The sequence below is a fragment of the Paeniglutamicibacter antarcticus genome, from assembly GCF_039544305.1.
GTDB classification, from domain to species: domain Bacteria; phylum Actinomycetota; class Actinomycetes; order Actinomycetales; family Micrococcaceae; genus Paeniglutamicibacter; species Paeniglutamicibacter antarcticus_C.
Genome location: NZ_BAABLK010000091.1, coordinates 1 through 19,639, shown reverse-complemented (window position 1 = coordinate 19,639; position 19,639 = coordinate 1). Strand labels below are relative to the sequence as shown.

Sequence of the window (19,639 nt, the reverse complement as noted above, 5' to 3'; positions counted from 1 at the left end):
TTCAGTGCTTCCCGGCGGACTGGTCCTGCTGATTCGGACCCTGCGCAGCAAGCGGGAGGGTGGCGGTGAAGTTGAACTCCGTGCATATGTCCTCGCCGAACACGAACCTGCGGACAGGGGCGGACAAGGCTCCGGAGAGGGCGTCGGTCCCCTCGAAACGGATGCCGGGGACACCGTCACCGACCAACAGCGGGGCAGTAGTCAGGTAGAGGCGGTCCAGGACACCTGCATGCAGGAACCGGGACACAGTTAGCCCCCCACCCTCCACCAATACCCGGCGCAGGCCCTTTTTCGCCAGAAAACCAAGGATCGCCGCGGGCTCGAAATCTTCCTCGTGCTTGAACCGGTGGACGGCCACGTGCGGCGACAACGCCTCCGGCGTGTTGGCTTCGGCACCGACGAGCCACAGGGTCGGCGTGGTCTCATCTGTCAACACCGTGGTCGTGTGGGGTATGCGTGCGTGCGGGTCAATGACCACGCGTACCGGATTGGCTCCGCTGACGGCGCGGACGGTGAGTTGGCAGTCATCTGCCTGCACGGTCCCGGCGCCAACGATGACCGCGTCGACCAGTGCCCGCAGGCGGTGCAGATGCTCGCGATCCAATTCCCCGGTGACGAAGCAGGCATCACCGGTGCGCGAGGCGATGAACCCATCCATGCTCTGTCCGAGCTGGGCGATCACCAGTTGCGGGCCCGCCTCGAGGAGGGGTGCATAGCGCTCCACCAGCGCTTCGTCGCCGGGGGACAATGCTCCGTCGGGAAGGCAGCCATCAGCCAGTGTGTCCCACGTGTTGCGCTCAGGAGGTGCGTCGTGGCTCATCCGCGCGCGTTTCGTGGCCAGGTAGCCGGAATTTTCCAGGCGGTCCGCCACATTAAGCCGGATCCGGGCCTCAACGGCTATGCCCTGGGCCTCCAGAGCCGCTTGCTTGGCGGGATTCGAGGACAGCAGCCTGACCTGCTCGATTCCCAGATCGCGCAGAATCTGCGCGCTTTGGTGGTAGTCGCGGGCATCGACCGGAAGCCCGAGGCGGGTGTTTGCATCCACGGTGTCCTCGCCCGTGTCCTGCAAGGCGTAGGCCCGAAGCTTGTTCATCAGCCCGATACCCCGGCCTTCATGGCCCCGCACGTAAATCAAGATGCCCCGTCCGGCTTCGTCAATGGCGTGCAGGGCGGCGTCGAGCTGCTCCCCGCAGTCGCAGCGATATGATCCCAGGGCATCGCCGGTCAGGCACTCGGAATGCAGCCGCACCAGCGGGGCAGGACCGTCGATTGCGGCGATCTCTCCGCGAGTGAGGACCATGTGCTCAACACCGGCCACGTCGCGGTAGCCGAGCAGTTTGAATTCACCGTGCCGCGTGGGCAGCTTGGTGTGCACCATGCAGGTGACCTTCATCGATCCATCTGGCGTCAGGGATTCGAGTGACATGGCTTTACCCTATACGTCTCGTCGCTCATCAAGGTGCCGCTCCGGTGCGCGCCGCCGGCTTTCAGCGAAGGGGGAGCGGGTCTCGAAGTTGGCTCCATTCGCGGGGTGCCGAACGGAGTGGGTGGGCATGAGGCGTGCATGGTCTCACCGTCACACGGGACCGCCAAGCGGGCAATGCCGACCTCCCGGTCCGTGGAACGGATGGCGAAGGCGCTGGGCTGCCGTGCCACGAGCGAGGAGAGTCATCGGCGGCTTCCATCCAACAGCGCATTTTTGCCGGCCAAAACAGAACCATCCGCGCGGCCGGGGCCGCGGAAGCCTCGTAGCGATGGAATATGCTCGAGCGATGGCACTTGATTGGGAACAAATCGTCATTGATTCAAAGGACGCGCAGACGCTCGGTCGTTGGTGGGCAGATGCCTTGGGCTGGGTCGTCACGATTGACAGCCGAGAGGAGTTCGAGATTCGCCCGACCGTGGATTTAACACCGGGGATGATCTTCGTCCCGGTGAAGGATGACAAGAGCGCAAAGAACCGGGTGCACCCGGATTTCCGGCCCCTCAACCAGCAGGCCGAAGTGGATCGGTTGCTGTTGCTGGGCGCTCGCCGGGCCGATATTGGCCAGGGCGAACAAGATTGGGTCGTCCTGGCCGACCCGGAGGGAAATGAGTTCTGCATCCTCGGGGACGGTGGCAGCTAAGAGGCACCGGCCGCGTTGTTCGAATTTGTTCGTGATTCTTGTCCTCCAAGGCGACGCGGTGGAGGAGAGCGGATCCGCTCTCCGTCGCACCAAGTCGCTACGGCACCAGGATGGTTTTTCCCGTTGTGGCCCTGGTCTCGAGGGCGGTGTGCGCGGCGCCTGCATCGGCCAGCGCGAACTGCGCCCCGATCCGGACATGGAGCCTGCCGGCGGCAACGAGGTCGAAGATCTCACTGGAGCGCCAGCGCCGTTCCTCGGCATCGAGCAGGAAGTCACCAAGCTTGGGGCGAGTCACGGTGAGGGATCCATGGGCGTTGAGCCGCTGGAGGTCAAAGAGCGGGACCTGGCCCGATGCCCCGCCAAAGAGCACCAGCGTGCCGCGGATCTTCAGCGCCTTGAGTGATCCCTCGAAAGTGTCCTTGCCGATCCCGTCATAAACGACATCCACTCCGCGGCCTTCGGTGAGCTCCACTACGCGTGCCGGGACCTGGTCGTAGTCCAGGACATGGTCGGCGCCGGCGGTGCGTGCCAGCTCCGCCTTCTCCGGGGTCGAGGTGGTGGTGATGACGGTGGCGCCGCGCAGCTTCAGCAGCTGGATCAGCAACAGTCCGACTCCGCCGGCGCCGGCATAGGTAAGCACGGTGTCTCCGGGTTGCACGGTGTAGCTGGAATTGATCAAGTAGTGGGCGGTCAGCCCCTGCAACGGCAACGCTCCGGCGATTTCCAGGGAAACGCCCTCCGGCACCGGAAGGGCCTTCTCTGCATCGAGCAGCGTGTAGCTGGCGTAGGCCTTGGATCCTTCGGCCGTTGCCACCCGATCGCCCACGGCGAAGTCGGTGACGCCGTCCCCGACGGCTTCAACTATCCCGGCGCATTCGCTGCCCGGAACAAGGGGATACTGCACCGGGTAGACGCCCGAGCGCTGGTAGGTCTCGATGAAGTTCACGCCGATGGCCGCGACCTTTACCAGTAGCTGCCCGGTGCCGGGGGAAGGAACCTCGGAGGACACATAGTCGAAAACTTCGGGACCGCCGGCCTGACGGGCGATAATTGCATGGGGGCTCACGTGTGGGACTCCTTGGTCGGCTTTTGGTTTTGGGACAACCCTAGCGGTGGAACCTGAAATGGGCGGATCCTGTGCTCGGAATGTCGCAGGATCGGGAGACGATCAGTGAATACTTATTAGCCATCATGTATAAATACGTTGTAAGGTTGGTTTATGACTATTTCAGTAGCTGTTTCCGGAGCCAGCGGATATGCCGGCGGCGAGGTCCTGCGCCTGCTTTCCAACCATCCGAACGTGACCATCGGCGCCATTACCGCCCACTCGAACGCCGGACAGCGACTGGGAGAACTCGCGCCGCACCTGCATTCGCTCTCCGAGCGCATCCTGGTTGAAACCACCGTCGAGCAACTGCGCGGACACGACGTGGTCTTCCTGGCGTTGCCGCACGGTGCCAGTGCCGAGATCGCTGCCAAGTTGCCGGACGATACCCTAGTCATTGACGCGGGAGCGGACCACCGCCTTGAATCCGCAGAGGCCTGGGAAAAGTTCTACGGCAGCCCGCACGCCGGTAGCTGGCCCTACGGCCTGCCAGAACTCCCCGGTGCCCGTGCCAAGCTCGTGGGAGCCAAGCGGATCGCGGTGCCGGGCTGCTATCCGACATCCGTCCAGCTGGCCTTGGTCCCCGGATTCGCCGCCAACCTGCTGGAGCCCGATGACGTGGTGGTGGTTGCGGCCTCGGGAACATCGGGCGCGGGCAAGAGTGCCAAGGTCAACCTCATCGGATCCGAGGTCATGGGTTCGATGAACCCGTACGGCGTTGGTGGCTCACACCGCCACACCCCGGAAATGGAACAGGGGCTCTCCAACGCAGCTGGCGTCCCGGTGACGATTTCCTTCACCCCGACCCTCGCCCCGATGCCACGGGGCATCCTCACCACAGCCACCGCCAAGGTGAAGCCCGGCGTGGACGAGGCGACACTGCGCGCGGCCTGGACCGCCGCATACAAGGACGAGCCGTTCGTCCACATGCTTCCCGAGGGCCAATGGCCAGCCACCTCTTCGGTCATGGGATCGAACCACGCGCAGGTCCAGCTGGCCTTCGATGCACACGCCAACCGTGTCATCGTCTCCACGGTCATCGACAACCTCACCAAGGGAACCGCCGGCGGCGCCGTCCAATCCATGAACATCGCCCTGGGCCTGAGCGAAACCGCCGGCCTGGCATTTGAAGGAGTCGCTCCGTGAGCAATGCATCCACCGGAATCACCTTCCCCGCGGGCTTCAGCGCCTCGGGGATCACTGCCGGACTGAAGACCTCGGGCAAGTCAGACCTGGCCCTGGTGCGCAACAACGGCCCGCGCTTCGATGCCGCGGCGGTGTTCACCTCCAACCGTGTGGCAGCTGCCCCGGTGCACTGGTCGCGCCAAGTGCTCTCCGACGGCCGCGCCGACGCTGTCGTACTGAACTCCGGCGGGGCCAACGCCTGCACCGGCGCCGAGGGCTTTGCCAACACCCACGCCACTGCCGAACACGTGGCCAAGGTCCTGGGAATCTCCAGTGGCGACGTGCTGGTGTGTTCCACCGGCCTGATCGGCGAGCAGCTGCCCATGGACAAGATCCTTCCCGGTGTCGAGGCCGCGGCCTCAGCACTGGATGACGGGAGTGAATTCGACGGGGGAGCGGCGGCTGCCACGGCCATCATGACCACCGACACGGTGAACAAGCAGGCAGCCTTCTCGGGGACCGGGTACGGCATCGGTGCCATGGCCAAGGGCGCCGGCATGCTGGCCCCGGGACTGGCCACGATGCTCGTGGTCATCACCACCGACGCCGTGCTCGAACCCTCCCAGCTCGATACCGCACTGCGCCAAGCCACCAATGTCAGCTTCGACAGGGCTGACTCCGATGGCTGCATGTCCACCAATGACACGGTGATCCTCATGTCCTCGGGTGCCAGCGGCGTCATCCCCGAGGTTGCCGAGTTCTCCGCGGGACTCGCCGAGGTCTGCGTCAACCTGGCCAAGGCGCTGATTTCCGATGCGGAGGGCGCCGCCCATGAGATCACGATCCGCACCTTCAACGCCGCCACCGAGGACGAGGCCGTTGAGGTCTCGCGCAGCGTTGCACGCTCCAACCTCTTCAAGACCGCGATCTTTGGCCAGGACCCCAACTGGGGCCGGGTGCTCTCAGCGGTGGGAACCACCCAGGCCGCCTTCGAAGCCGAGGAACTGAACGTCACCATCAACGGCATCCAGGTATGCCGTAACGGCGGAGTGGGGGAGGACCGGAACCTGGTGGACCTCACCGGGCGCAACGTCCTGGTGGAAATCGATCTCAACGCGGGAAGCCAGGAAGCCAGCCTGTGGACCAACGACCTGACGCACGACTACGTCCACGAGAATTCGGCCTACAGCAGCTAATCCAAGGCAACGGCTCCGGGATGGCGGGATTCGAACCCGCCCCCTTGGGCCGATCGCCTCTGGCCTGTGAATCCAGTGAGGAATAACCCCGAGCATGACTGAGAAGCAAGCCACCCCCATGGGTGTGGCACAACGCAAGGCCGAGGCCCTGATCGAGGCGCTGCCCTGGATCCAACGCTTTGCCGGAACCACCATGGTCATCAAATACGGCGGCAACGCCATGATCAACGAGGACCTGCGCCGCGCGTTCGCCGAAGACATCGTCTTTCTGCGCCACGCCGGGATCAACCCCGTCGTCGTGCACGGCGGCGGCCCGCAAATCAACTCGATGCTCAGCCGCCTGGGCATCGAATCCGAGTTCAAGGGCGGGTTGCGGGTCACCACCCCCGAGGCCATGGACGTGGTCCGCATGGTGCTCACCGGCCAGGTGCAACGCGAACTGATCGGCCTGATCAACTCGCACGGACCCTACGCCGTGGGACTCTCCGGGGAAGACGGCGCATTGCTGCGCGCAGTGCGCACCGGCGCCTATGTGGCAGGACAACACGTGGACCTGGGACTGGTGGGTGAGGTCACCGGGGTGAAGCCCGACCAGATCCTTGACCTGCTGGCCGCCGGCAAGATCCCGGTGGTCTCCACCGTGGCTCCCGAGGTCGACGAGCACGACAACCCCACCGGGCAGGTGCTCAACGTCAACGCCGACACTGCCGCGGCGGCACTGGCCAGTGCGCTGGGGGCTTCGAAGATGGTCATCCTCACCGACGTCGAAGGGCTCTATGCGGCTTGGCCTGATAGGTCTTCGCTGATTTCCTCCCTGGACACCGAGCAGCTGCGCGCGCTGATGCCCTCACTGGAATCGGGGATGATCCCCAAGATGGCAGCCTGCCTCAAGGCCGTGGACGAGGGAGTGGGCCAGGCCCACATCGTCGATGGCCGCCAACCACACTCGATGCTGTTGGAGGTCTTCACCTCCGCCGGCGTCGGTACCCAAGTCATTCCCAAGGACGAGGCATGAACGAGATCATTGAACACGAGGTCGGCGCCCTGAGCGCACTGCCGGGCAGCGAACTTCTCTCCCGGTACAACAATTCGCTGCTGGGGGTCTTCGGCGCCCCGCAACAGGTACTGGTGCGTGGCGCCGGATGCCATGTATGGGACGCGGACGGCAATCAATACCTAGACCTGCTGGCAGGGATCGCCGTCAACGCGCTGGGTCATGCCCACCCGCTGGTGAACTCCGTGGTTTCCTCCCAGCTGGCGACGCTGGGGCACATCTCCAACTTCTTCACCAGCCCGACCCAGATCGCGCTGGCCGAAAAGCTTCTGGAGATCAGCGCGGCGCCGACCGGTTCCAAGGTGTTCTTCACCAACTCCGGCACCGAAGCCAACGAGGCGGCCTTCAAGCTCGCCCGGCGCAATGCCGGCACCGAGGATGCGCCGCGCACCAAGGTCATTGCGTTGGAGCACGCCTTCCATGGCCGCACCATGGGCGCGCTGGCCCTGACTTGGAAGCCCGCCTATCGCGAACCATTCGAGCCGTTGCCCGGCGGTGTCCAGTGGGTTGCCGCCGGGGATATCGAGGCGCTGCATGAAGCGGTGGATGAAAACACCGCAGCGGTGTTCATCGAACCCATCCAGGGCGAGGCCGGAGTCATTGAGTTCGCTCCTGAATACCTGCAGGCAGCACGCGAAATCACCGCAGCTGCCGGCGCATTGCTGATCTTCGACGAAGTGCAGACCGGCATCGGCCGCACCGGAGCCTGGTTCGCCTCCGCCGGGGTGCTCCCTGACGCGATGACCCTGGCGAAGGGACTGGGCGGCGGTTTCCCCATCGGTGCCATGATCGTTTTCGGCCCCGAGGCCACTGGACTTCTCACACCAGGACAGCACGGGACCACCTTTGGCGGAAACCCCGTGGCCACAGCGGCGGCCCTGGCGACCTTGCATGTCATCGAGTCCCAGGGGCTGTTGGAGCAGGTGGTGCGCGTGGGTGAGGACGTGCGCGGAAAGCTCGCGGCGATGGATTTCGTAACAGAGGTGCGCGGACGCGGACTGCTCATCGGCTTCGACCTGGAAGCCGCCGTTGCCCCGGCGGTGGTCAAAGCTGCCCTGGATGCAGGGTTCATCATCAACGCACCGGGCCCGAACACGCTGCGCCTTGCACCGCCGCTGATCATCACCACCGAACAACTCGACACCTTCGTTGCAGCACTGCCGGCGCTATACGCCGCGGTCGTTGCCGGCACCCAGGAATAGGACCCCACGACAATGACCAACACAGTTCGCCACTTCCTGACCGACCTTGATTTGACCCAGGCAGAGCAGACCGAGGTCCTTGATCTGGCCTTGGCCATGAAAAAGGACAAGTACGGGTACAAGCCCTATGCCGGACCCCAGACAGTGGCCGTCTTCTTCGACAAGACCTCCACCCGCACCCGGGTCTCCTTCGCCGCCGGCATCGCCGAACTCGGCGGATCACCGTTGATCATCAACTCGGCCGAATCGCAGCTCGGGCACAAAGAATCTATTTCCAACTCGGCAAAGGTGCTCGAGCGCATGGTTTCCACCATCGTGTGGCGCACCTACGCACAGGCCGGACTCGAGGAGATGGCGGAAAACTCCGGTGTTCCGGTCATCAACGCGCTCTCCGATGACTACCACCCGTGCCAGCTGCTGGCCGACCTGCTCACGGTGCGGGAACACAAGGGCACCCTGGCCGGACTCTCCATGGCCTACCTGGGGGACTCGGCCAACAACATGGCCAACTCCTACCTGCTGGCCGGCGTCACCGCCGGGATGCACGTGAGGATTTCCGGTCCCGAAGGTTACCTTCCGAACGCGGAGATCATCGCCGCGGCAACGGCGCGTGCGGCCGAAACCGGTGGCTCGGTGCTGGTGACCCAGGATGCCTCCCAGGCTCTTGCGGGGGCCGACGTGGTGGCCACCGACACCTGGGTTTCCATGGGCCAGGAAGAGGAAAAGGCCGAGCGCATGGAGCTGTTCCGCAACTATGCGGTTGACGCCGCAGCCATGGCGCATGCGTCCCCGGACGCCGTCGTGCTGCATTGCCTGCCGGCCTACCGTGGATACGAAATTGCGGCAGAGGTCATTGACGGTCCGCAGTCGGTGGTCTTTGACGAAGCCGAAAACCGGGTCCATGCCCAGAAGGCCATCATGGCCTGGCTACTGGCCAAGTCGGGACTGGCAGAGGTTGCCGGCGTGGGTCTTGACCGATGAGCACACCGGCATCGCTCCAGCCAACGACGAAGATCGCCCGACAGGCCCGGGTGGGATCCATCCTCTCGACCCGGACCGTACGTTCCCAGGCGGAGTTGGCGGCTCTGTTGGCCGACGAGGGCTTGGCGGTCACCCAGGCCACTCTTTCCCGGGATCTGGTTGAGCTGGGCGCGGTGCGCGTACGCGGCGTCGATGGTGGACTTGTCTACGCAGTGCGCCAGGAAGGTGGCGACCGCAGCCCCCGGGCCGGGGTCAGCCCGGAAATCCACGATGCCAAGCTTGCCAAGCAATGCGCAGAACTGCTGATCACTGCCGAGGCCTCGGGAAACATCGTGGTGTTGCGGACCCCGCCGGGGGCTGCGAATTTCCTGGCGTTGTCCATCGACCACTCCACGATGCCGCAGATCCTTGGCTGCATTGCCGGGGACGACACCGTTATGATGGTGACCCGCGAGGTCGATGGTGGTGCCGAGGTGGCGGCGCGTTTCTTGGCCTTGGCCGACCCGCAGCAGCAATGACCAAGAAACCGCTTAACCCCAAAGCACCGAAGGAACGAATGGAACCGTCCAAGAAGGCCGCGATCCTCGGAGCGATCCTGGGGGTCGTGATCCTGCTGGGGATCGTGGCTGGCCTCATCATCGGGACAACCGGCATACTCAAGGGTGCCGGAGAGGCTCCCGGTTTGGTGATCGGCTTGCCGGCCCTTCACGCCCTGGCGGGCACCGGTTTGTAAACCCTTGTGCTACTTAGGGCCTTGTGCAACCATTTGGTTGCACAAGGGGCTAGCGCTTTGGGGGAAACACATGGGCAACGTACGGCAAGACGTCATTGAGGCAACCGTCGACATATTCGCGACTGTCGAAGCCGTATGGAAACTGGTCAGCGAGCCCGGATGGTTCATCAATGGCGGCGCCATCGCGCCTCACAAGATCGAAACCGATGGCGCGTTCTCCACCGTCCACGACGCCATCTACGGCAAGTTCGTTTTCGAAACCGTCACGTTGGATGCTCCCCACTACGCCGCCTTTCGGTCATTGGGAGGGGACTACTGGGACGATCCGGTTCCCAACACGATGGTCGAATTCTGGGTGGAAGCCACCAATGCCGGGGCGACACGCCTCCGTGTCATGGAAAGCGGATTGGCTGCTTTCGTTGACGGGGAGCATGCCCGTGTCATCAGCACGAAGACCCAGGGGTGGACTGCGGAGATGCTCGCGGCACAACGCCACCTGAGCCGGAATTGACCAGATCCCGACCCTCGGGCCCCACACAACTGATCTTTGCTGCCTTGTTCGGATGAAAGCCGTAGGGAGGTGCTCAGGCAACTAGGGGGCAGTGCCTCTAGTGCCTCGCGTTTAAGTGCCTCCCTGGGTGCTGGCCGTCAACAGTGGGCAAGCACTTGGGGATCCTGATTGATGCTGGCCTCGCCAGACGGCGCAGGAACGGGCGGGCGATCGGTTTTGAACTAGTCCCGCACGGTTTGGAGCCTGCGACGAAACACATCGAAGCACTCCCAATGGCCCCGACAGGCACCGTTTCGCCCGTGATAGCTCCGCCCGAGGTGTAGATCGAGACCTTAGGAATCCTCCCGTTTCCATGTAGCCATTCTATGGCCCCATGAGCCTTTCCGCGATCCGCTGCCTGGGCGACTCGGGCCCAGGCAGCGTTCGGGGCTAAGGCCTGTGGACGAGTTCGCTCTCGCTGTGTGGAGAGTCAAAGACCTTGCGGAAGGCGGCTTCGACATCATCGTTGTGGACGACCAGGACGACCCGGTGGATGGAGGTGGAGTGCGAATACATCTCGAACCAGTCATTGATCGCGTGTGATGCGGTCGAGGCAACATCCTCCGGTGCCCAGCCGTAGGACCCCGCACCTATGGCCGGGAACGCGATACTGCCGGCCCCAAGCCGCGATGCGACATACAGGGAGTTCGTGAAGCACTTGGCCAGGGTCTTGGGATTCGTTTGTCCTACGTGGCGGTTGGGCCCGGGGGAGTGGATCACCCAGCGGGCCGGCAGGTCTCCGGCGCCGGTGGCAAGGGCAAGCCCGGAGGCAATCCCGTCGGGATGGGTCGTGGCCCGGAGCTTCCGGCATTCCGCAAGGAGCGACGGACCTGCTGCCGCATGTATGGCGTCGTCAACGCCGCCGCCACCGAGCAGGGAGGGGTTTGCTGCATTGACGATCGCATCGACCTTTTGCTCGGTGATGTCTCCTCGCACGATCTCGATATGCATTTCTGGGCTCCTGTCAGTGATCTGAAACACTTGGTACGCACCACGATACGCCGGAGCGTTGGACTTGTGGAGGGGACATGGTGGATTCTCGACTGTGACTAGAGCAAAGCCGTGCCTGGGTCGGATTTCGGGTGCCGAGGAGGTTCCGTAATGGGGACACGCGCCGCCGGTGTCGACGGCGCATGGCGGGACCAACGAACCCCATCGGTCGGGGTTTTTGGCTGGAGCCGAGCCTAGAGGTATTCCTCGATCACGGCTGCGAGCTCGGGCAGCTCGAACATCTTGGCTACGGCGAGGGCATTTTGCGAACCGAGGTGCGGGTCCGCGCCCTTGGACAGCAGCTGGCGCACCAGCGGTTCGTTCTTGCGGAAGACCGCACACGTCAGTGCGCCCTGGCCCTTGTCGTTGAGTCGATTGAGATCGGTCTTGCGCTCAATGAGGCCCGAAACAATGTCGTCATGCCCGTTGTATGCGGCCAAGATCATCAGCGTGTTGCCTTTGGGGTCGGTGAGGTCACCCGGAATGCCCTGGTCAACCAGGAGCATCAGCTTCTCGGTGTTCCCCTCGCGCGCCAGATCGAAAATGGAGTGCAGGAACGCAATATCCTCGTCTGATAATTCGTCAGGAGTGTTTGGTTCTGTCATAAGTAGATCCTACCGTTTGGGCGGTGCGGGGGGCCGATTCACGACAAAACATCTGAATATTTATGTAGACTTATGAATAAATATAAGAAAATCGATGTTGAGTCGAGGGCCGGCGAACGGCCCTGCACTACGATGAACAGTGGATTTGGACACCTCGCGACCCGGCGCCCACCAAGGCGCACGGAAGGATGAACATGGGATCGGCAACAAACGAAGGTGCACTCTGGGGCGGACGCTTTGCCGGTGGCCCGGCTGACGCACTGGCGGCACTGAGCAAGTCCACGCACTTTGACTGGCGGCTGGCCCGCTACGACATCGCAGGCTCCCGTGCCCACGCACGGGTGTTGAGCAGTGCCGGACTGCTTGACGCTGCCGAGCTCGAAGGGATGATCAAGGCCCTGGACACACTGGAAGCCGACGTCGTCTCCGGTGCCTACGTCGCCTCCGACTCCGATGAAGACGTCCACGGTTCCCTGGAACGCGGGCTGATCGAGCGTGCGGGAACGGCCTTGGGCGGCAAGCTCCGCGCGGGCCGTTCACGCAATGACCAGATCGCTACCCTGGGACGCATGTTCCTGCGCGACCACGCCCGCGTCATCGCCCGAGGGGTGCTGGCCACCATCGATGCGCTGATCGAGCAGGCCGAGGCGCATCCCAATGCCGCAATGCCCGGACGCACGCACCTGCAGCACGCACAGCCGATCCTGCTATCACACCACCTGCTGGCACACGCCTGGGCCTTGCTTCGCGATGTCCAGCGACTGGCCGACTGGGACAAGCGCGCCGCGGTTTCCCCCTACGGCTCCGGTGCCTTGGCCGGCTCCTCGCTGGGCCTTGACCCGAACACCGTGGCAACGGAACTCGGATTCAACTCCGCCGCCTGGAACTCCATCGACGGCACCGCGTCCCGGGACGTCTTTGCCGAGTATGCCTGGGTGGCAGCCATGATCGGCGTCGACCTCTCCCGGGTCTCGGAAGAGGTCATCCTCTGGGCCACCAAGGAATTCTCATACGTCACACTGGATGACTCCTACTCCACCGGTTCCTCGATCATGCCGCAGAAGAAGAACCCGGACGTGGCCGAACTGGCCCGGGGCAAGGCCGGGCGCCTGATCGGCAATCTCACCGGGCTGCTTGCCACCCTCAAGGCCCTGCCGCTGGCCTACAACCGCGACCTGCAGGAAGACAAGGAGCCGGTCTTTGATGCCACCGACACCTTGGAACTTCTGCTTCCCGCGGTATCGGGCATGATCGCCACGCTGAAGTTCAACACCGCTCGCATGGCCGAGCTTGCACCGCTGGGCTTCGCACTGGCCACCGACATCGCCGAATGGCTGGTCCGCCAGGGCGTGCCGTTCCGCGACGCACACGAGCTCTCCGGCGCCGCCGTGAAGCTGGCCGAGTCCAAGGGCGTGGAGCTCTGGGACCTTTCCGACGAGGACTACTCCTCGATCTCCGCCCACCTGACGCCAGAGGTCCGCACCGTCCTGTCCACCGAAGGATCGCTGAACTCGCGCAGCGCGCAGGGAGGCACAGCGCCCTCCGCTGTGCTGGCCCAGCTTGGCGCGCTGAAGGAAGCCTTGGTTCCGGTGCGCGCCTACGCAGGCTAGGGCAAACCGCTAACGGTGTCGCGGGCCGGGTCCGCCACATCGGTGATGGACCCGGCCCGCGTGATATTCGGATCTTTGTGCGGATATGGTGTGGGGTATGAGTGAGCTGACCCAACAGGACCTGGCGAGCAGGATCCTCGCCGCATTGACATCCCTACGCGAATTGCTGGCCACCCTGGACGACGAGGCCACGGCCGCGCCCAGCGTTCTGCCGGGGTGGACCCGGGCCCACGTGGTGGCCCACATCGACGGTTTCGCCAAGGCCGCGAAACGGCAACTGGACACCGCCGGCACCGAAGATCCCTCCCCGATGTACGACGGGGGCCCCGAGGGCCGGGACTCCGACATCGAGATGGCCGCCCTGATGCGCTCCGGCCCCCTGGTCGCCCGCACCAACGAGTCGTTGGGCGCCCTGGAATCCGCCGTCCGCGCAACCGGGACCGGGCAATGGGACCTTGCCACGGGGTTCCGGGGTGGGGGAAGCGTCGCCGAACTCTTCCACGCCATCTGGCGCGAACTGGTCATCCACACCAGCGACCTGGCACTGGATCGCACCGTCGCGGACTGGGAGCCCGAGTTCTGCGCCCACCTTTTTGACGAGCTTGTCGTCCGGGTGCCCGAAGGCAGGCGCTACGTCCTGCAGCCACACGGGGCCCAGCGCATCATCCTGGGTGACGGAGAGGACGCCACGGTGCTCAGCGGCACTGACTTCGACCTGGCGGCATGGCTGGCCGGGCGCGAACCTGTTGGCCCCGTGCAGGCCACCGCGGATGGCGACGGCACCGACCTGCCCGAGCTGGGCCCCTGGCCCTCCGGGCAGAAATCCAAGAAGCAGGTCTAAGGCAGTCCACCGGAAGGCACCGACGTGGGGACAGGAAACCGCGAGGAGCTCTTGGCTCTTCCCTCGATGCAATTGGCTCCGCACCTGCTCGGTGCCCATGTCTCCAGCTTCATCGACGGCCAGCTGGTCATCGTGCGCCTGACCGAAGTCGAGGCCTACGACGGTTCGATGGACCCCGGGTCGCACGCCTACAGAGGCAAAACAGCCAGAAACGCCGGCCTCTTTGGCGCTGCGGGAACCGCATACGTGTACTTCACCTATGGCATGCACCATTGCGCCAACGTGGTGTGCGGATCCGAGGGCACCGCATCGGCGGTGCTGATGCGCGCCGGTGAGGTTCTAACGGGACTGGAAACGGTCCTGGCCCGCCGGGGACATCCGCGGGCACCGGAGACCAAGTTGCTCGCCGGGCCCGCGCGGCTGGCCCAGGGGCTGGGACTGACCCTGGCCAACAACCTGGCAAGCTACGCCAACGGGGTTGCTGCGCCCCCGGGCCCCGCACTCGGGCTGGAAAATCTCACCGGTTCCCCTGCCTCCTACCTGGTGGGTCCCCGGACCGGTGTGGCCGGCCCCGGAGGCACCGAGGAATATCCCTACCGATTCTGGCTTCCCGGCGAACCAAGCGTCTCGACCTACCGCAAGGCGGCACCGCGCAAGGCACGGGGATTCGAGGTCTAGACTTGTTGGGTGATTCCACAGCCTGAAAGCATGAGCGACCTTCTTGACCGACTTAGCGAAATTGTTCCCGATTACCCCTCCAAGGGCATCTCGTTCAAGGATCTGACCCCCGTCTTCGCCGACCCCATCGGGTTGCGCCGTGTCATCGACGCGGTCATTGCGCCATTCGCCGGCCAGTTCGATGTCATCGCCGGGATCGAGGCCCGCGGATTCGTGATGGCCGCTGCCGCAGCGTACGCCACCGGAACGGGGATGATCGCGGTGCGCAAGGCAGGAAAGCTGCCCCGCGCGGTGCACAGCGATGAATACACCCTCGAATACGGCACCGGCATCCTGGAGCTGCACCGCGATGATATTGTCCCCGGTGCCCGGGTGCTGATCCTCGATGACGTGCTTGCCACCGGAGGAACCGCAGGATCGGCCGCGCGCCTGCTGGCCATGGCCGGGGCAAGGATCGCGGGAGTCGGTGTGGTCCTGGAGCTTGAGGCCCTCGGCGGCCGCGACAAGCTCGCAGGCCTGAACGTACATTCCCTCCAGCGGGTCTAAGCACCGCCAACCTCCGGCCGGGTCCTGGAAACCGGCCGGGATGTCAATTGCCAGTTGCTTGAGAGCGTAAACTGGTCTGTCCACGTTTTCGTCCCATCATCGGAGTGCTGAATGCCAGAGTCCACGACCGTTCAACCGGAGCTCGAAGCCGAACGCGACTACGTCTCGATGCTCTACAACCGCCTGGATGAGCTGCGTGCCGAAAAGCTCGAGCAACTGACCCGTACCCGGCGCACCGGTCCGCAGGGCTCGATCCAGAACGTGTCCGAACGCGACTCCTTTGCTGCACTCTATGAAGACCGGCTGGCGCAGCTGAACGCGGTTGAAGACCGTTTGGTGTTCGGCCGCCTGGACCTGGACGAGGACGCCAACCGGGCAGGCGAGGACGCCGGCTCCCCGCGCTACATCGGACGCATCGGCATGACCGATGACGAGCTCAGCCGGCTGATGGTCGACTGGCGCGCACCGGAGGCCGCGGCGTTCTACCAGGCCACCGCCTTGCACCGGCAGGGCGTGCGTCGCCGCCGGCACCTGATGCTGCGCGGACGCACGGTGCTGGGCATCGATGACGAGGTCCTGGACACCGAACTTTTCAGCGAAAACGACAACCACCAGGGTGAAGGCGCACTGATGGCCGCACTAACCCAAAAGCGCACCGGGCGCATGGGTGACATCGTGGGCACCATCCAGGCCGAACAGGACCGGATCATCCGTTCCCCGCTGGCCGGGGTGCTGGTGGTCCAGGGAGGACCCGGAACCGGAAAGACCGCCGTCGCGCTGCACCGCGCGGCCTTCCTGCTCTACGAACACCGCGAACGGCTCAAGACCGCCGGGGTGCTGCTGGTCGGGCCATCGTCCTCCTTCATGCGCTACATCGAACGCGTCCTGCCGTCCCTGGGTGAGACCGGGGTCGTCATGTCCTCGGTGGGGGAGCTCTACCCCGGGATCCGTGCCGTGGCCGAACACAACCGCGAAACCTCCAGGGTCAAGGGCAAGGCCTTCATGGCCAAGGTCGTGGCCAAGGCCGTGTCCAACCGCCAGCGGCTGCTCGCCGAGGACCGCCGCGTGGTGGTCGAAGGCACCCGCTTGGTCCTGGGTCGGGGCCAGGTGCGCCATGCACGGGAAAAGGCACGGGCCTCGCGCAAGCCACACAACGAGGCCCGGGAGGTTTTCACCAAGACCCTGGTGCGCGAGCTTGCCGAGCAACTGCAACTGATCCTTGAGGAATCGTCGGGCAACGGCAACGCGGTGGACCGCAGCTACCTGATCCAGGAAGTGCGTGAGTCCCGCGACGTGCGCATCGCGCTGAACCTGTGCTGGATGCCGATGACCCCGGAGTCGCTCCTGGAAGAACTTTTCGCCAAGGAACACCTGCTTGCTGCGGCAGCACCGCAACTGAACAAGCAGGAGCTGAAAGCCCTTCACCGTGAGCCCGGCGCCGCGTGGACGGAGTCCGACGTACCGTTGCTTGACGAGGCGGCGGACCTGCTGGGCGAGTTCAAGGTCGTGGGCAACCAAGAAGGCGGTGCCGAGGCCCAGCTCAAGCGCGACGTGGAGAACGCCGAGGCGACGTTGCGCAATGTCAACGAAATGCTCTTCAATGCGGGCATCGACGGATTGGTGGAGGCCGAGGACCTAGCGGCAATGAACCAAGAGACCGAAGCCCGGCAGACCGCTGCCGAGCGGGCGGTAGCCGACCGTGACTGGGCCTACGGGCACGTGGTGGTCGATGAGGCCCAAGAACTTTCACCGATGCAGTGGCGCTTGTTGATGCGCCGTTGCCCGCTGAAGTCCTTCACCGTGGTAGGGGACATCGCCCAGACCTCTTCGGCCTCGGGCGCTAGCAGCTGGGCCCAGGCCATGAAGCCGTTTGTGGCCGAGCGCTTCACCCTGGAAGAACTGACTGTCAACTACCGCACCCCCATGCAGATCGCCGCCGCCGCTACACGGGTGGCGCATGCAGCCGGGCTGACGATCTCCACGCCCAAGGCCGTGCGCGAGGGCCAATGGCCACCGCTGGTGGACCGTCTCGAACCCGGACAACTGCTGCCCAAGCTGCGCGAGGTGCTGCCCGGCGAGGTAGGAATCGCCGACGGCGGCCTGTTGGCCGTCATCGTGCCCGAGTCACGTCTGGCCGCGATACGCGCCGCAGTTGTCGAGCAATTCGGTCGCCGTGTGGGTACAGGGTCCGGCGGGCTAAGCCAAGACATCGTGGTGCTCGGTGCTCGCGAGGCCAAGGGCCTGGAATTCGATGTGGTGCTCATCATCGAGCCACAGGAAATGATCGATGAAGTAGATGGAAGCGTCGGTGACTTGTATGTTGCCATGACGCGCACCACTCAACGGCTTCGGATCCTGGCCGAGGGCGCGATTCCGGCGGGTATTGACACGGAAGCGTAAAACCGCCCGGAGACTGCTAATTTAGTAGGGTGTCTGAAATTGAGCAGAATCCCGCACTGGTGGGACAAAGTAATGATTCGTCGTTTGCCAACGTCTGGCAGGAGCTGAAGTGGCGTGGCCTGGTCCATGTGTCCACCGATGAGACTGAGCTGGAGAAGGTTCTCTCCGAGGACTCCATTACGTATTACTGCGGTTTCGACCCAACGGCCCCGTCGCTGCACCTGGGAAACATGGTCCAGTTGCTGAACATGCGTCGCCTGCAGCTGGCCGGCCACAAGCCCCTGGGCCTTGTCGGCGGCTCCACCGGACTGATTGGCGATCCGCGCCAGACGGCCGAGCGCGTATTGAACACCAAGGAAACCGTGGGGGAGTGGGTCGGTCGGTTGCAGGCCCAGGTCTCGGGCTTCCTCTCGTTCGAAGGTGAGAATGCCGCGCGCATGGTCAACAACCTTGACTGGACCGCGCAGCTGAGCGCCATTGACTTCCTGCGCGAGGTTGGCAAGTACTTCCGCGTGGGCACCATGATCAAGAAGGAAACCGTTGCTGCCCGCCTGAACTCGGATGAGGGGATCAGCTACACCGAATTCAGCTACCAGGTGCTCCAGGGCTATGACTACCTGAAGCTGAACCAGCTCTACGGCTGTACCCTGCAGACCGGAGGCTCGGATCAGTGGGGCAACCTCACCAGCGGCACCGACTTGATCCGCAAGGTCGAGGGCAAGGGGGCGCACGCCTACGGCACCCCGCTGATCACAAACTCCGACGGAACCAAGTTTGGCAAGTCCGAAGGCAATGCCATTTGGCTGGATCCCGAGATGTGCAGCCCGTACACCTTCTACCAGTTCTGGCTGAACACGGCCGACGCCGATGTGGTTTCCCGCCTGAAGGTCTTCACGTTCTTGAAGCGCGCGGAAATCGAGGAGTTTGGTCAGGAAGTGGCCGAACGTCCATTCGCCCGCAAGGCACAGAAAGAGCTCGCCTACCTAGTGACCTCGATGGTCCATGGAGCGGACGCCACAGAAAAGGTCATCGCTGCCTCGGCGGCGCTCTTTGGCCAGGGTGAACTCTCGGATATGGATGAGGCAACGCTTCGTGCCGCGACTCAGGAACTCAAGAGCACCACGGTCACCGATGAAAACCTCGATGTTGTTTCGATCTTGATGGCCTCGGGCCTTTCCGAAACGAAGTCCGCAGCCCGCCGCACGGTAAGTGAAGGCGGTGCCTACATCAACAACGTGAAGTACTCGGATCTTGCTGCAGTGGTGAGCAAGAACGACCTGTTGCACGGCCGCTACCTTCTGGTTCGTCGCGGCAAGAAGAACCTGGCAGTTGTAGAAGTCGCCTAAGAAAGCGACATAAAAGCAGGATTTCCGGTATCGCAAGTGGGCCGGGGTGTGCGAAGTGTCGCGAGTCACGGCTGGGTCCACGCCCCGGCCCCTTGCCATTCCGGGGTCAGATTTTTAGGAAAACCATTCTGACTAAGGGCTTTGCCGAACCAAAAAGGGAGGAGAGCGGCGATTTGCCGTCTCCAGCAAACGTGTGTATTGTTTTCTAAGTCGCCGCGGCCAAGGCAAGCGAAAAGCAGCCGGACGCGAACGACAACAACATTCTTTCGAAGAAGTAATTCATTGAAAGAATGTGAATATTTATAGCAGGTTGGATCAGCGAAAAGCCGATTTGACACCGCGAAGAATATGAAATAAAGTTTTATACATCACCCCGGAAGAAACACCGACTCACCTTTGGTCGCACGGATGGCGAACCGGGAGCTGTCTGTTGTTTGAGAACTCAATAGTGTGCCAAGTTTGTTGATACCAATTTATTTATTTTATTGGTGAATGGTTTTTAGGTGTACACCTCCGTGTGCATGCTAGGAGCAATTTGCCGGGATTTTTTT

At 63.6% G+C, this 19,639-nt stretch carries 19 protein-coding genes; 15 read left to right on the top strand and 4 right to left on the bottom strand.

Annotated features, from left to right (window positions below; all coding sequences use genetic code 11):
• Position 1: 1 nt before the first annotated feature.
• Positions 2 to 1,426: a GTP cyclohydrolase II gene (gene ribA, locus ABEA12_RS16945; RefSeq protein ID WP_345469043.1), complete on the bottom strand. Its 1,425-nt coding sequence runs from the start codon at positions 1,424 to 1,426 to the stop codon at positions 2 to 4.
• A 346-nt stretch (positions 1,427 to 1,772) separates the two neighbouring features.
• Here ribA and ABEA12_RS16940 point away from each other — a divergent pair, with 346 nt between their 5' ends.
• Entirely contained in the window at positions 1,773 to 2,126 is a 354-nt protein-coding gene (locus ABEA12_RS16940) for a VOC family protein (protein WP_210101293.1), read from the top strand.
• A 97-nt stretch (positions 2,127 to 2,223) separates the two neighbouring features.
• Here ABEA12_RS16940 and ABEA12_RS16935 read toward each other — a convergent pair whose 3' ends face one another.
• Complete coding sequence (locus ABEA12_RS16935; protein ID WP_210101292.1) at positions 2,224 to 3,192, bottom strand: quinone oxidoreductase family protein; 969 nt, start codon at positions 3,190 to 3,192, stop codon at positions 2,224 to 2,226.
• Positions 3,193 to 3,345: 153 nt separating this feature from the next.
• On the opposite strand from ABEA12_RS16935, the gene argC reads away from it, so the two are divergent.
• The 8 genes from argC (at position 3,346) to ABEA12_RS16895 (ending at position 10,033) form a co-directional block, all read left to right on the top strand.
• Positions 3,346 to 4,377: an N-acetyl-gamma-glutamyl-phosphate reductase gene (gene argC, locus ABEA12_RS16930; protein WP_210101291.1), complete on the top strand. Its 1,032-nt coding sequence runs from the start codon at positions 3,346 to 3,348 to the stop codon at positions 4,375 to 4,377.
• Positions 4,374 to 5,552 carry a bifunctional glutamate N-acetyltransferase/amino-acid acetyltransferase ArgJ gene (gene argJ / locus ABEA12_RS16925; protein WP_210101290.1) on the top strand — a complete coding sequence of 393 codons (1,179 nt, stop codon included), beginning with the start codon at positions 4,374 to 4,376 and terminating at the stop codon, positions 5,550 to 5,552. Before argC ends, argJ begins: the two co-directional genes overlap by 4 nt.
• A 94-nt stretch (positions 5,553 to 5,646) precedes the next feature.
• On the top strand, positions 5,647 to 6,567 hold the full coding sequence (gene argB, locus ABEA12_RS16920) for an acetylglutamate kinase (RefSeq protein ID WP_210101289.1): 921 nt from the start codon (positions 5,647 to 5,649) through the stop codon (positions 6,565 to 6,567).
• Positions 6,564 to 7,808: an acetylornithine transaminase gene (locus ABEA12_RS16915; protein WP_210101288.1), complete on the top strand. Its 1,245-nt coding sequence runs from the start codon at positions 6,564 to 6,566 to the stop codon at positions 7,806 to 7,808. The genes argB and ABEA12_RS16915 overlap by 4 nt, the downstream gene beginning before the upstream one ends.
• Positions 7,809 to 7,820: 12 nt before the next feature.
• Positions 7,821 to 8,789 carry an ornithine carbamoyltransferase gene (gene argF, locus ABEA12_RS16910; protein WP_210101287.1) on the top strand — a complete coding sequence of 323 codons (969 nt, stop codon included), beginning with the start codon at positions 7,821 to 7,823 and terminating at the stop codon, positions 8,787 to 8,789.
• Positions 8,786 to 9,307, top strand: coding sequence for an arginine repressor (locus ABEA12_RS16905; RefSeq protein ID WP_210101286.1), 522 nt, complete (start codon positions 8,786 to 8,788; stop codon positions 9,305 to 9,307). The genes argF and ABEA12_RS16905 overlap by 4 nt, the downstream gene beginning before the upstream one ends.
• Before the next feature lie 38 nt (positions 9,308 to 9,345).
• On the top strand, positions 9,346 to 9,522 hold the full coding sequence (locus ABEA12_RS16900) for a hypothetical protein (RefSeq protein ID WP_210101285.1): 177 nt from the start codon (positions 9,346 to 9,348) through the stop codon (positions 9,520 to 9,522).
• Between the two features lie 70 nt (positions 9,523 to 9,592).
• Entirely contained in the window at positions 9,593 to 10,033 is a 441-nt protein-coding gene (locus ABEA12_RS16895) for an SRPBCC family protein (RefSeq protein ID WP_210101284.1), read from the top strand.
• Positions 10,034 to 10,462: 429 nt separating this feature from the next.
• Here the strand turns inward: ABEA12_RS16895 and ABEA12_RS16890 are convergent, their stop codons facing one another.
• On the bottom strand, positions 10,463 to 11,023 hold the full coding sequence (locus tag ABEA12_RS16890) for a macro domain-containing protein (RefSeq protein ID WP_210101283.1): 561 nt from the start codon (positions 11,021 to 11,023) through the stop codon (positions 10,463 to 10,465).
• Between the two features lie 233 nt (positions 11,024 to 11,256).
• Positions 11,257 to 11,667: an ankyrin repeat domain-containing protein gene (locus ABEA12_RS16885; RefSeq protein WP_210101282.1), complete on the bottom strand. Its 411-nt coding sequence runs from the start codon at positions 11,665 to 11,667 to the stop codon at positions 11,257 to 11,259.
• Between the two features lie 194 nt (positions 11,668 to 11,861).
• On the opposite strand from ABEA12_RS16885, the gene argH reads away from it, so the two are divergent.
• From argH to tyrS, 6 genes are all read left to right on the top strand, one after another.
• Positions 11,862 to 13,277 (top strand): argininosuccinate lyase, encoded by a 1,416-nt coding sequence (gene argH, locus ABEA12_RS16880; RefSeq protein ID WP_210101281.1) that lies wholly within the window; start codon positions 11,862 to 11,864, stop codon positions 13,275 to 13,277.
• A gap of 97 nt (positions 13,278 to 13,374) precedes the next feature.
• Positions 13,375 to 14,118: a maleylpyruvate isomerase family mycothiol-dependent enzyme gene (locus ABEA12_RS16875; RefSeq protein WP_210101280.1), complete on the top strand. Its 744-nt coding sequence runs from the start codon at positions 13,375 to 13,377 to the stop codon at positions 14,116 to 14,118.
• A 24-nt stretch (positions 14,119 to 14,142) separates the two neighbouring features.
• Complete coding sequence (locus ABEA12_RS16870; protein WP_345469036.1) at positions 14,143 to 14,796, top strand: DNA-3-methyladenine glycosylase; 654 nt, start codon at positions 14,143 to 14,145, stop codon at positions 14,794 to 14,796.
• 30 nt (positions 14,797 to 14,826) lie between these two features.
• A complete protein-coding gene (locus tag ABEA12_RS16865) occupies positions 14,827 to 15,342 on the top strand; it encodes an adenine phosphoribosyltransferase (RefSeq protein WP_210101279.1) in 516 nt (171 codons plus the stop codon).
• A 111-nt stretch (positions 15,343 to 15,453) separates the two neighbouring features.
• Positions 15,454 to 17,742: a HelD family protein gene (locus ABEA12_RS16860; RefSeq protein ID WP_210101278.1), complete on the top strand. Its 2,289-nt coding sequence runs from the start codon at positions 15,454 to 15,456 to the stop codon at positions 17,740 to 17,742.
• Between the two features lie 56 nt (positions 17,743 to 17,798).
• The gene (tyrS, locus tag ABEA12_RS16855) at positions 17,799 to 19,088 is read left to right on the top strand and encodes a tyrosine--tRNA ligase (RefSeq protein WP_425571801.1); all 1,290 of its coding nucleotides are present in this window, start codon (positions 17,799 to 17,801) and stop codon (positions 19,086 to 19,088) included.
• Positions 19,089 to 19,639: the final 551 nt, after the last annotated feature.

Excerpts from the sequence above, each read along its gene's own strand:
- ABEA12_RS16860 (WP_210101278.1), top strand. The coding sequence starts at position 15,454 with ATGCCAGAGTCCACGACCGTTCAACCGGAGCTCGAAGCCGAACGCGAC.
- ABEA12_RS16940 (WP_210101293.1), top strand. The coding sequence starts at position 1,773 with ATGGCACTTGATTGGGAACAAATCGTCATTGATTCAAAGGACGCGCAG.
- ABEA12_RS16865 (WP_210101279.1), top strand. The coding sequence starts at position 14,827 with ATGAGCGACCTTCTTGACCGACTTAGCGAAATTGTTCCCGATTACCCC.
- argF (WP_210101287.1), top strand. The coding sequence starts at position 7,821 with ATGACCAACACAGTTCGCCACTTCCTGACCGACCTTGATTTGACCCAG.
- ABEA12_RS16900 (WP_210101285.1), top strand. The coding sequence starts at position 9,346 with ATGGAACCGTCCAAGAAGGCCGCGATCCTCGGAGCGATCCTGGGGGTC.
- ABEA12_RS16875 (WP_210101280.1), top strand. The coding sequence starts at position 13,375 with ATGAGTGAGCTGACCCAACAGGACCTGGCGAGCAGGATCCTCGCCGCA.
- ABEA12_RS16915 (WP_210101288.1), top strand. The coding sequence starts at position 6,564 with ATGAACGAGATCATTGAACACGAGGTCGGCGCCCTGAGCGCACTGCCG.
- ABEA12_RS16905 (WP_210101286.1), top strand. The coding sequence starts at position 8,786 with ATGAGCACACCGGCATCGCTCCAGCCAACGACGAAGATCGCCCGACAG.
- argB (WP_210101289.1), top strand. The coding sequence starts at position 5,647 with ATGACTGAGAAGCAAGCCACCCCCATGGGTGTGGCACAACGCAAGGCC.
- ribA (WP_345469043.1), bottom strand. The coding sequence starts at position 1,426 with ATGTCACTCGAATCCCTGACGCCAGATGGATCGATGAAGGTCACCTGC.
- argH (WP_210101281.1), top strand. The coding sequence starts at position 11,862 with ATGGGATCGGCAACAAACGAAGGTGCACTCTGGGGCGGACGCTTTGCC.
- argC (WP_210101291.1), top strand. The coding sequence starts at position 3,346 with ATGACTATTTCAGTAGCTGTTTCCGGAGCCAGCGGATATGCCGGCGGC.
- ABEA12_RS16890 (WP_210101283.1), bottom strand. The coding sequence starts at position 11,023 with ATGCATATCGAGATCGTGCGAGGAGACATCACCGAGCAAAAGGTCGAT.
- ABEA12_RS16895 (WP_210101284.1), top strand. The coding sequence starts at position 9,593 with ATGGGCAACGTACGGCAAGACGTCATTGAGGCAACCGTCGACATATTC.
- ABEA12_RS16885 (WP_210101282.1), bottom strand. The coding sequence starts at position 11,667 with ATGACAGAACCAAACACTCCTGACGAATTATCAGACGAGGATATTGCG.